This is a genomic window from Pseudomonas sp. YA1 (assembly GCF_058680555.1).
In genome coordinates, this window is the sequence record NZ_JBZWBG010000005.1 from 321,787 (window position 1) to 333,655 (window position 11,869).

An 11,869-nucleotide genomic window follows, 5' to 3' on the forward strand; every position below is an offset into this window, starting at 1 on the left:
TGCTCAGGGGGTAGGCGAATGACTCGCGGATGAGCACAGAGAGTACAGCCTTTCCGCGCCGGCGGGGGAGGCCTGGGGCGATCAGTGCAGGGTGCGGCAGGGATAGCGCAGCAGGCTGGTATTGAGCAGGTCGCTGGGGATCGGCCGGTCGAACAGGTAGCCCTGGCCGATGTCGCAGCGGTTGCGCCGGAGGAAGGCCAGTTGCTCGGCGCTCTCCACGCCTTCGGCGACTACCTTGAGCTTGAGGTTGTGGGCCATGGCGATCACCGCCGAGGTGATTTCCATGTCGTCCTGGCTGTCCGGGATGTCCTTGATGAAGCTGCGGTCGATCTTGATCACGTCGATGGGGAATTTCTTCAGGTAGCTCAGTGACGAGTAGCCGGTGCCGAAGTCGTCCATCGCCAGGGTCAGGCCGAGGCTCTTCAGGCGTTCGAGTTGCTGGCGGGTATCGTCGGTGGCGTCCAGCAGCAGGCTTTCGGTGAGCTCCAGTTCCAGCTGGCTGGCCGGGATGTTCTCTTCGTGGAGGATCGCCGCGATCGAGCCGACCAGGTCCGGGTCGGTGAACTGCTTGGGCGACAGGTTGATGGCGATCTGCAGCTCGCCCAGCCCGGCCTCGGCCAGCTCGCGGGCCTGGCGACAGGCTTCGCGGATCACCCACTTGCCGATCGGCACGATCAGCCCGGTTTCCTCGGCCACGCTGATGAAGCGGTCCGGGCGGATCATGCCTTTTTCCGGATGCTGCCAGCGCAGCAGGGCTTCCAGGCCGAGCAACTGGCCGCTGCGCAGGCACAGCTTGGGCTGGTAGTGCACCGCCAGTTCGTTCTGCGCCAGGGCGCGGCGCAGGTTGCTCTCGACGAACAGCTTGTAGCTGGCCTCGGCGGTCAGCGCCTCGGTGAACACCTGGACCTGGTGCTTGCCGTTGGCCTTGGCCTTGTGCAGCGCCAGGCCGGCGTACTTCATCAGGGTCTGCGGGTCGCAGCCGTGCTGCGGGGCGCTGGCCAGGCCGATGGAGCCGGTGATGTTGATCAACTGGTTGTCGACGAACAGCGGCTTGTCGAGCATGTGCAGGACCTGCGCGGCGATGCTTTCGCCCTTTTCCACCGCGGTGTCGTCGAGCAGCACGGCGAACTCGTTGCTGGCGAAGCGCGCCAGGGTGGCGCCGTCGCCGAGGCAACTGCGCAAGCGCCGGGCCAGGCTGACCAGCAGCTTGTCGCCGGTCTGGTGGCCGAGGCTGTCATTGATCCGCTTGAAGTTGTCGATGTCCACCAGCAGCAGGCTGAGCGGGCGGTCGCCGCTGCTTTCCAGGCGTTCCTCGAGGGCGCCGATGAAATAGTGCCGGTTGGCCAGGCCGGTGAGGTTGTCGCGGTAGGCGAGTTTCTCGATGTGCTGCTGGGCCAGCTTGTTCTGCGTGATGTCTTCGTAGATGCCGATGTAGTGGGTCAGCTCGCCGAGATCGTCGTAGACCTTCGACAGCGACAACTGGCCCCAGTAAGGCTCGTGGTTCTTGCGGCGGCTGCGGAACTCGCCCTGCCAGCTGTTCTGCTGGGTCAGCGCGGAACGCGCGTCGAACAGCAGCTCGCTGAGGTTCTCCAGCGCCGGAAGCTCGGACAGGCGTCGGTTACGCACTTCGTCGGCGCTGTACTGGGTGATCGAGGTGAAGCTCGGATTGACGTATTCCACCACGCCGTCGCGGTCGATCAGCAGGAAGGCGCTGGCGCTCTGTTCCACCGCGCGCTGGAACAGGTGCAGGGCGCTGGAGACATTGCGTCGCTCGTGGTTCATCAGGACCTGCGCGTACTGGTCGGCGAGTTCCCCGGCGAAGGCGATCTCGTCGCTCTGCCACATGCGGTTCTCGCCGGCGTGTTCCAGGCACAGCACGCCGACCACCTCGCCGCCGATGCGGATGGTGGCGTCGAGCAGGGCGTTGACGCCCAGCGGCTTCAGGTAGTCCTTGTAGAGTTCCTGGGTGCGTGGGTCGCGTTGGGCGTTGTGGGCGTCGATGGCGCGCCCGCTGTGTACCGCCTCGAGGTAGGCGGGGTAGCGGCTGGCGTCGATGCTCTGGGGCTTCTCGTACTGGTCGAGGTCGCGGCGGTAGACGGTCACCGCTTCCAGGCGCTGGTCGTCGAGCAGGCGCCAGATGCCGGCGCGCGCGGTGCCGTAGGCTTCGCAGGCGGCCTGGGTGATCAGTTGCGCGGCCTCCAGCAGCGGGTCGCTGGACAGGTAGCGATGGCGGGCCAGGCGGACGATCAGGTTCTGCTGGGTGCGCGAGCGCAGCAGGTGTTGCAGGTGGTCGTCCTGGGAGCGCTGGTAGAGGTCCAGGGACGCCTTCAGGCGCAGGTTCTGCGATTCCAGGTCGAGCAACTGTTCGCTGCGCTCGGCGCTCTCCGGTCGCTCCTCGACCATCAGGTAGCCGTGCAGCAACTGGCGGCCATGCTGCTGGAAGGCTTCGCCGAACTCCAGCATGGTCAGCACGCCGTTGGGTGTGTGCAGCTTGTAGCTCACCTGGTAGTGCGGGCGCTTCACCAGTTGCTGCTGGATCTGCTCGTGCAGGCGGTGGCGGGCCTCGGGTTCCATCAGGCTGGCGTAAGGCGCATCGAGCAGTGCGCAGAGGGTAGTCGCCGGCAGCCCGAGCTGGCGCTCGCAGGCAGGATCGAGGAACAGCAGTGCCCAGCTCGGCTCGTTCAGCCGCTCGAAACGCAGCAGCCCGAGCCGCGACGGCACGGGTAGCTGCGTGACAACCTCGGCCGCCGAACGGCTGGCGGCATCGGGATGACTTTTCATGCGAGGCTGATTCCAGGTACTGAGCGAGGGGGAGGCCTCGACCCGTTTCGATGGGGTGCAGGCAAAGGGTGCATTATGCCGATTGGTCTGACAAGTAACTCTGTATCGGCCCGGCAGGGCCCAAGTTAAGCGTATCCGGGAAAAAACCGCTGGACGGTCGGAGGTCTGCGGCGCCGCTGGAAAAGCCCTGTTTTTCGTAGGGTTGGCTTCGCCGGGAGGGTTGGCGTCGAGCGCCTGTCATCGTGCGCGTCGAACTCGCGCCTGCGGGTCCTGTGGCATTCGCTGGCGGTACGACGGGACGCAGTTTCGCCGAGCCGTCAGGCAGGCAAAAAAAAGCCCCACCATCCGGTGGGGCCGAGAGACGAGCGTGGCATGCTCGCGAGAGGGGCTGGCCGCTCCGTGGGGAGCGGCGCAGGTATTACAGGAGCAGGGTGCGGATGTCCGCCAGCAGCTCGCCCAGGCGCTTGGTGAAGCGCGCCGCGGCGGCGCCGTTGATCACGCGATGGTCGTAGGACAGCGACAGCGGCAGCATCAGGCGCGGCTGGAAGGCCTTGCCGTCCCATACCGGCTGCATGGTCGCCTTGGACACACCGAGGATCGCCACTTCCGGCGCGTTGACGATCGGCGTGAAGCCGGTGCCGCCGATGTGGCCGAGACTGGAGATGGTGAAGCAGGCGCCCTGCATGGCATCGGCCGAGAGCTTCTTGTTGCGGGCCTTGTCGGCCAGCTCGGCGGCCTCGGCGGCCAGCTGCAGGAGGCTCTTCCGGTCGACATCGCGGATCACCGGGACCAGCAGGCCGTCCGGAGTGTCCACGGCGAAGCCGATGTGTACGTACTTCTTGCGAATCAGCGCCTTGCCGCTGGGGGCCAGCGAACTGTTGAAGTCCGGCAGTTCCTTGAGCAGGTGGGCGCAGGCCTTGAGCAGGATCGGCAGTACGGTCAGCTTGACCCCGGCCTTCTCCGCCGCGGCCTTCTGGGCAACGCGGAAGGCTTCCATGTCGGTGATGTCCGACTGGTCGAACTGGGTCACGTGCGGCACGTTCAGCCAGCTGCGATGCAGGTTGGCGGCGCCGACCTGCATCAGGCGGGTCATCGCCACTTCTTCCACTTCGCCGAACTTGCTGAAGTCGACTTCCGGGATCGGCGGGATGCCGGCTCCGCCGGTGGCGCCGGCACCGCCGGACTTGGCGCGCTGCAGTTGCTCCTTGACGAAGACCTGGACGTCTTCCTTGAGGATGCGGCCCTTGGGACCGCTGGCTTTCACTTCGCTCAGCTCGACGCCGAACTCGCGCGCCAGCATGCGCACCGCCGGGCCGGCGTGGACCTTGGCGCCATCGCGGCTGGGTGCGCCGACCGGAGCCGGGGTATCGGCCTTGGCTGGCGCAGGGGCCGCCGCGGCGGGCTTCTGCTCGGCGGCGGGCGCCGCGGACTGGGCCGGAGCGGCTGCCGGTTGCTCTTCGGCTGCCGGAGCGGCGCCTTCCACCTTCAGCTTGAGGATCAGGTCGCCGGTGCCGACTTCGTCACCGACCTTGATCGAGACGCTTTCCACCACGCCGGAGGCCGGCGAGGGGATCTCCATGCTGGCCTTGTCGGATTCCAGGGTGATCAGCGACTGGTCGGCCTCGACCGTGTCGCCGGCCTTGACCATCACTTCGATGACGTTGGCCTTGCCGGCCGAGCCGATGTCCGGGACCTTGATGTCCTGGACGCTGGCTGCGGCGGGGGCGGCCGGCTTGCTCTCGCTCGGGGCGGGAGCAGGCGCTTCGGCTTTCGGCGCTTCCGGTTGGGCGGGCGCTGCCTCGGCCTTGGCTTCGGCAGGCTGTTCGCCGCCTTCCACTTCCAGCTCGAGGATTTCGTCACCTTCTTTCAAGGTGTCGCCGACCTTCGCCTTGATGCTTTTCACTACCCCGGCCTTGGGACTGGGGATTTCCATGCTGGCCTTGTCGGATTCCAGGGTCAGCAGGCTCTGATCGGCCTCGACCTTGTCGCCGGGCTTGACCAGCAGCTCGATGACTTCACCCTCACCGTTGCCGATGTCGGGTACGCGAATGAGTTCGCTCACATTCCTCTCCTTTTACGTGCCACCACCGCTGTGCGGCGCGCAAAACAAAGACTTTTGGTCCTTGGTTCGTTGTGAGCCGGCGCCGCCCGTTGGCGGCGCCGGCGTGCTCGAAACCCCTCGCTGCCGAGGGGAGTATGGAGCGAATTAGCAATCCAGCGGGTTGCGCTTCTCCGGATCGATACCGTACTTGGCGATGGCCTCGGCCACCACTTTCGGCTCGATATCGCCGCGATCGGCCAGCGCTTCGAGCGCGGCCAGCACCACCCAGTGACGATCCACTTCGAAGAAGTTGCGCAGCTTCTTGCGGCTGTCGCTACGGCCGAAGCCGTCGGTGCCGAGCACCTTGTACTCCTTGGAGGGAACCCACTGGCGGATCTGCTCGGCATAGAGCTTCATGTAGTCGGTGGAGGCGATCACCGGGCCGCGACGGCCGCCCAGGCACTCCTCGACGTAGCTCTGCTTCGGCTTCTGGCCCGGATGCAGGCGGTTCCAGCGCTCGACGGCAAGGCCGTCGCGACGCAGTTCGTTGAAGCTCGGCACGCTCCAGACGTCGGCGCCGATGCCGAAGTCGTTGCGCAGCAGCTTGGCCGCTTCCTCGACTTCGCGCAGGATGGTGCCGGAGCCCAGCAGTTGCACGTGGTGAGCGGCTTCCTTCTTGTCCTCCTCGAGGAGGTACATGCCCTTGATGATGCCCTCCTCTGCGCCCTTCGGCATGGCCGGCTGGACGTAGTTCTCGTTCATCACGGTGATGTAGTAGAAGATGTCCTGCTGCTCTTCGATCATCTGCCGCGAGCCTTCGCGGATGATCACCGCCAGTTCGTAGGCGTAGGTCGGATCGTAGGTGCGGCAGTTCGGGATGGTCGAGGCCAGCAGGTGGCTGTGGCCGTCCTCGTGCTGCAGGCCTTCGCCGTTCAGCGTGGTGCGACCGGCGGTGCCGCCGATCAGGAAGCCGTGCGCGCGGCTGTCGCCGGCGGCCCAGGCCAGGTCGCCGATGCGCTGGAAGCCGAACATCGAATAGAAGATGTAGAACGGCAGCATCGGCTGGTTGTGGGTGCTGTAGGAAGTACCGGCGGCAATCCAGCTGGACATGGCGCCGGCCTCGTTGATGCCTTCCTCGAGGATCTGGCCTTTCTTGTCCTCGCGGTAGAACATCACCTGGTCCTTGTCCACCGGCTCGTAGAGCTGGCCGACCGAGGAGTAGATGCCGAGCTGGCGGAACATGCCTTCCATGCCGAAGGTACGGGCCTCGTCCGGGACGATCGGGACGATGCGCGGGCCGAGTTCCTTGTCCTTGACCAGCTGCGAGATGATCCGCACGAAGGCCATGGTGGTGGATATCTCGCGATCGCCGGAGCCGTCGAGCATGGCCTTCAGGGTTTCCAGCGGCGGAACCGGCACGCTCATGCTCTTCTGCCGGCGCACCGGCATGAAGCCGCCCAGCGCGGCGCGGCGCTCGGCCAGGTACTTGGCCTCGGCGCTGCCTTCTTCAGGCTTGTAGAACGGCAGCTTCTCCAGGTCGGCGTCCTTGACCGGGATGTCGAACTTGTCGCGGAACGCGCGCAGGCTGTCGACGTCGACCTTCTTCACGTTGTGCGCGATGTTCTTCGCTTCGCCGCTGCCGGTGCCGTAGCCCTTGATGGTCTTGGCCAGGATGACGGTCGGCTGGCCCTTGTGGTTGACCGCCTGGTGGTAGGCCGCATAGACCTTGTAGGGGTCGTGGCCGCCGCGGTTGAGCTTCCAGATTTCCTCGTCGGAAAGGTCCTTGACCATTTCCAGCAGTTCCGGACGCGCGCCGAAGAAGTGCTCGCGCACGTAGGCGCCGTCTTTCGCCTTGTAGTTCTGGTATTCGCCGTCGATGACCTCGTCCATGCGCTGCTGCAGCAGGCCGGCGGTATCCTTGGCGAACAGCGGGTCCCAGAAGCGACCCCAGATGACCTTGTTGACGTTCCACTCGGCGCCGCGGAACACGCCTTCCAGCTCCTGGATGATCTTGGCGTTGCCGCGGACCGGGCCGTCGAGGCGCTGCAGGTTGCAGTTGATGACGAAGATCAGGTTGTCGAGTTTCTCGCGGCCGGCCAGGGAGATCGCGCCGAGGGATTCCGGCTCGTCGCACTCGCCGTCGCCCATGAAGCACCAGACCTTCTGCTTGCCGGCGGGGATGAAACCGCGGCTTTCCAGGTACTTCATGAAGCGTGCCTGGTAGATCGCCTGGATCGGGCCAAGGCCCATGGATACGGTGGGGAACTGCCAGAAGTCCGGCATCAGCCAGGGGTGCGGATAGGAGGACAGGCCGTTGCCGTCCACTTCCTGGCGGAAGTTCTCCAGTTGTTCCTCGCTGATGCGGCCTTCGAGGAAGGCGCGGGCGTAGACGCCGGGGGACGCGTGGCCCTGGAAGAACACCAGGTCGCCGCCATGTTCGTCGGTGGGAGCCTGGAAGAAATAGTTGAAGCCGATGTCGTAGAGGGTCGCCGAGGAGGCGAAGGTGGAGATGTGGCCGCCCAGGTCCGGGTCGTGCTTGTTCGCCCGCATCACCATCGCCAGGGCGTTCCAGCGCACCAGGGAGCGGATCCGGCGTTCCATGAACAGGTCGCCGGGCATGCGTGCTTCGTGGGTTACCGGAATGGTGTTGCGGTAGGGCGTGGTGATCGCGTAGGGCAGTTGGGTGCCGCTACGGCTGGCCAGCTCGCCCATGCGGGTCATCAGGTAATGAGCGCGGTCTTCACCTTCGCGGTCGAGTACGGACTCCAGGGCGTCCAGCCATTCCTGGGTTTCGACGGGATCGAGGTCTTGCATGGCTTGCTCCAGGGCGGAAAGGCTTCCAGAATCGGATGCCATAGGTGAGCGGCCGGCCTCGTGGGCGACCGCAGCTAATTCTTGGATGTTCTCCGGGGGTGTACCCGGCGACTTGTAGTTTTACTACAGATCAGTCTGAGAAACAGCCCTCTGGATACAATTTTTAGTAGTAAAACTACATTTCGATTGTCGCTGTCAGGCTATAAGGCCCGATGTAGAGCCTTTTCGACGTTGTGCGTCGAGCCTGTGGTCTTCGGTCGGAAGCCCAAACAGGATAGACCATGAGCCTGCCTTCGCTGGCGAATCTGCCGGCCACCCTGCTGCCCGCCGCCGAACGCGCCGGGACTGCCCTCCGCTCCGCTGTCGCCGCCCTCGATGCCGCCGCCTTGGCCCGCCTGGAGGCCTGGCCCGAGGAGCGCCTGGAGGATTTCCGACGGGTCGCTGCGGCCAGCGATTTCGTCGCCGAGCAGGCAGTGCGCGACCCGGCGATGCTGCTGGATCTGGCCGAACGCGGCGAGCTGGAGAACCCCCACGCGCCCGGCGAATTGCGCAGCCAGTTGCAGGCGCGGCTGGAGGATTGCGCCGACGAGGACGAACTCGGTCGGCGCCTGCGACGTTTCCGCACACGCCAGCAACTGCGCATCATCTGGCGCGACCTGACCCGCCGCGCCGCGCTGGCGGAAACCTGTCGCGACCTGTCGGCCCTGGCCGACGCCTGCATCGACCTGGCTTGCGAGTGGCTCCATCGGCGCCAGTGCGAGCAGTTCGGCACGCCGATCGGCCGGCGCTCCGGCGAACCGCAGCGGATGGTGGTCCTCGGCATGGGCAAGCTGGGCGCGGTGGAGCTCAACCTGTCGTCGGACATCGACCTGATCTTCGGTTACCCGGAGGGCGGCGAGACCGAGGGGGCGAAGCGTTCGCTGGACAACCAGGAGTTCTTCACCCGCCTGGGGCAGAAGCTGATCAAGGCGCTGGATGCGATCACCGTCGACGGCTTCGTCTTCCGCGTCGACATGCGCCTGCGTCCCTACGGCTCCAGCGGACCGCTGGTCTACAGCTTCGCCGCGCTGGAGCAGTACTACCAGGACCAGGGGCGCGACTGGGAGCGCTACGCGATGATCAAGGCGCGGGTGGTCGGCGGCGACCAGCAGGCAGGCGAGCAACTGCTCGGCATGCTGCGGCCGTTCGTCTATCGGCGCTACCTGGACTTCTCCGCCATCGAGGCGCTGCGCACCATGAAGCAGCTGATCCAGCAGGAGGTCCGGCGTAAGGGGATGTCGGAAAACATCAAGCTGGGCGAAGGCGGTATCCGCGAGGTGGAGTTCATCGCCCAGGCCTTCCAGTTGATCCATGGCGGGCGCGACCTGAGCTTGCAGCAACGACCGCTGCTGAAGGTGCTGGCGACCCTGGAGGGGCAGGGCTACCTGCCGCCGGCGGTGGTCGAGGAGCTGCGCGGCGGCTACGAGTTCCTGCGCTACGCCGAGCATGCCATCCAGGCGCTGGCCGACCGGCAGACGCAAATGCTGCCCAGCGACGAATACGACCGCATCCGCGTGGCCTTCATCATGGGTTTCGCCAGTTGGGCCGCATTCCACGAGCGCCTGAGCCACTGGCGGGCGCGCATCGACTGGCACTTCCGCCAGGTGATCGCCGACCCGGACGAGGACGAAAGCGGCGAGGTGGCCTGCGGCAGCGTCGGCGCCGAGTGGATCCCGCTGTGGGAGGAGGCGCTGGACGAGGAGTCGGCCAGCCGGCAACTGGCCGACGCCGGCTTCGTCGATGCCGAGGCGGCCTGGAAGCGTCTCAGCGATCTGCGCCACGGCCCCCAGGTGCGAGCGATGCAGCGTCTCGGCCGGGAGCGCCTGGATGCCTTCGTTCCGCGCCTGCTGGCGATGACCGTGGAAAACCCCCAGCCGGACCTGGTGCTGGAGCGGGTCCTGCCGCTGGTGGAAGCGGTGGCGCGGCGTTCCGCCTACCTGGTGTTGCTGACCGAGAACCCCGGCGCGCTGGAGCGCCTGCTGACCCTCTGCGCGGCCAGCCCGATGGTTGCCGAGCAGATCGCGCGGTTCCCGATCCTGCTCGACGAACTGCTCAACGAGGGGCGCCTGTTCCGTCCTCCACAGGCCGCCGAACTGGCCGCCGAGCTGCGCGAACGGCTGATGCGGATTCCCGAGGACGACCTCGAGCAGCAGATGGAGACCCTTCGTCACTTCAAGCTGGCCCACGGGCTGCGGGTGGCGGCCTCGGAGATCGCCGGCACGCTGCCGTTGATGAAGGTCAGCGACTACCTGACCTGGCTGGCCGAGGCGATCCTCGTCGAGGTCCTCGAACTGGCCTGGCGGCAGTTGGTGCAGCGTCATGGCCGGCCGTTGCGCGCCGACGGCACGCCGTGCGATCCGGACTTCGTCATCGTCGGCTACGGCAAGGTCGGCGGGCTGGAATTCGGTCATGGCTCGGACCTCGACCTGGTGTTCATCCATGACGGCGACCCCCACTGCGAGACCGATGGCGGCAAATCCATCGATGGCGCGCAGTTCTTTACCCGCCTGGGGCAGAAGATCATCCATTTCCTCACCGCGCAGACGCCATCCGGCACCCTCTACGAGGTCGACATGCGCCTGCGTCCGAGCGGCGCGGCCGGCCTGCTGGTGAGTTCGCTGGGCGCCTTCCAGCGCTACCAGGAGCAGGAGGCCTGGACCTGGGAGCACCAGGCGTTGGTCCGCGCCCGGGTGCTGGCCGGTTGCCGGCGGGTGCAGGCGAGCTTCGAGGCGGTACGTGCCGAGGTGCTGGCGAGGCCGCGCGATCTCGACGCGTTGCGCACCGAAGTCAGCGAAATGCGCGCCAAGATGCGCGACAACCTGGGAACCCGCGCGACCGCCGCCGGCACCGCCTCGAATGCCTTCGAGGCCACGGCAGCCTTCGATCTCAAGCACGATGCCGGTGGTATCGTCGATATCGAATTTATGGTGCAATATGCGGTTCTAGCTTGGTCCGGAGAACACCCGGCGCTGCTCGAATTCACCGATAACATCCGCATTCTGGAAGGACTGGAACGGGCTGGCCTGATCGCCAGCGAGGACGTCCGTCTCCTGCAGGAGGCCTACAAGGCCTATCGCGCAGCCGCACACCGCCTGGCACTACAGAAGGAGGCCGGGGTCGTGAGCGGCGAGCACTTCCAGACGGAGCGGCGAGAAGTGATCAGGATCTGGCGCGAGCTGCGGCTCGGCTGATCCACTCAGGCACGTAACGCAAGTACGTAACGAATATCTGAAGGAGCTGGCAACTATGTCGATGGCCGATCGTGATGGCGTGATCTGGTATGACGGTGAACTGGTGCAGTGGCGCGATGCGACCACGCACGTGCTGACCCATACCCTGCACTATGGAATGGGCGTGTTCGAGGGCGTGCGCGCCTACGACACCCCGCAGGGCACGGCGATCTTCCGCCTGCAGGCGCACACCGACCGGCTGTTCGACTCCGCGCACATCATGAACATGCAGATCCCGTACAGCCGCGACGAGATCAACGAGGCGACCCGCGCCGCCGTGCGCGAGAACAACCTGGAAAGCGCCTATATCCGCCCGATGGTGTTCTACGGAAGCGAAGGCATGGGCCTGCGCGCCAGCGGCCTGAAGGTCCATGTGATCATCGCCGCCTGGAGCTGGGGCGCCTACATGGGCGAGGAAGCCCTGCAGCAAGGCATCAAGGTGCGCACCAGTTCCTTCACCCGCCACCACGTCAACATCTCGATGACCCGCGCCAAGTCCAACGGCGCCTACATCAACTCGATGCTGGCCCTCCAGGAAGCGATCTCCGGCGGCGCCGACGAGGCCATGATGCTCGATCCGGAAGGCTACGTGGCCGAAGGCTCCGGCGAGAACATCTTCATCATCAAGGATGGCGTGATCTACACCCCGGAAGTCACCGCCTGCCTGAACGGCATCACTCGTAACACTATCCTGACCCTGGCCGCCGAACACGGTTTTAAACTGGTCGAGAAGCGCATCACCCGCGACGAGGTGTACATCGCCGACGAGGCCTTCTTCACTGGCACCGCCGCGGAAGTCACGCCGATCCGCGAAGTGGACGGTCGCAAGATCGGCGCCGGCCGCCGTGGCCCGGTCACCGAAAAGCTGCAGAAAGCCTATTTCGACCTGGTCAGCGGCAAGACCGAGGCCCACGCCGAGTGGCGTACCCTGGTCAAGTAAGCACCGAAGAAGGGTGTGACAGGG

5 protein-coding genes are annotated in these 11,869 nt (G+C 65.8%); 2 read left to right on the forward strand and 3 right to left on the reverse strand.

Annotation, left to right across the window (positions count from 1 at the left end):
- Positions 1 to 81: 81 nt before the first annotated feature.
- The 3 genes from dipA to aceE all read right to left on the reverse strand — a co-directional run bounded on the left by dipA (position 82) and on the right by aceE (position 7,636).
- Positions 82 to 2,781: a phosphodiesterase DipA gene (gene dipA, locus AC4OR5_RS09480; RefSeq protein ID WP_023100009.1), complete on the reverse strand. Its 2,700-nt coding sequence runs from the start codon at positions 2,779 to 2,781 to the stop codon at positions 82 to 84.
- Between the two features lie 418 nt (positions 2,782 to 3,199).
- A complete protein-coding gene (aceF, locus tag AC4OR5_RS09485; RefSeq protein ID WP_015503765.1) occupies positions 3,200 to 4,843 on the reverse strand; it encodes a dihydrolipoyllysine-residue acetyltransferase in 1,644 nt (547 codons plus the stop codon).
- Between the two features lie 144 nt (positions 4,844 to 4,987).
- On the reverse strand, positions 4,988 to 7,636 hold the full coding sequence (aceE, locus tag AC4OR5_RS09490) for a pyruvate dehydrogenase (acetyl-transferring), homodimeric type (protein WP_003114556.1): 2,649 nt from the start codon (positions 7,634 to 7,636) through the stop codon (positions 4,988 to 4,990).
- A gap of 281 nt (positions 7,637 to 7,917) precedes the next feature.
- Between aceE and glnE the strand changes: the two genes are divergently transcribed.
- Both glnE and ilvE read left to right on the forward strand, forming a co-directional pair.
- Positions 7,918 to 10,866 (forward strand): bifunctional [glutamate--ammonia ligase]-adenylyl-L-tyrosine phosphorylase/[glutamate--ammonia-ligase] adenylyltransferase, encoded by a 2,949-nt coding sequence (gene glnE / locus AC4OR5_RS09495; protein ID WP_116271224.1) that lies wholly within the window; start codon positions 7,918 to 7,920, stop codon positions 10,864 to 10,866.
- A 55-nt stretch (positions 10,867 to 10,921) separates the two neighbouring features.
- Positions 10,922 to 11,845 (forward strand): branched-chain-amino-acid transaminase, encoded by a 924-nt coding sequence (gene ilvE, locus AC4OR5_RS09500; protein WP_003095783.1) that lies wholly within the window; start codon positions 10,922 to 10,924, stop codon positions 11,843 to 11,845.
- The last annotated feature ends 24 nt before the right edge of the window (positions 11,846 to 11,869 follow it).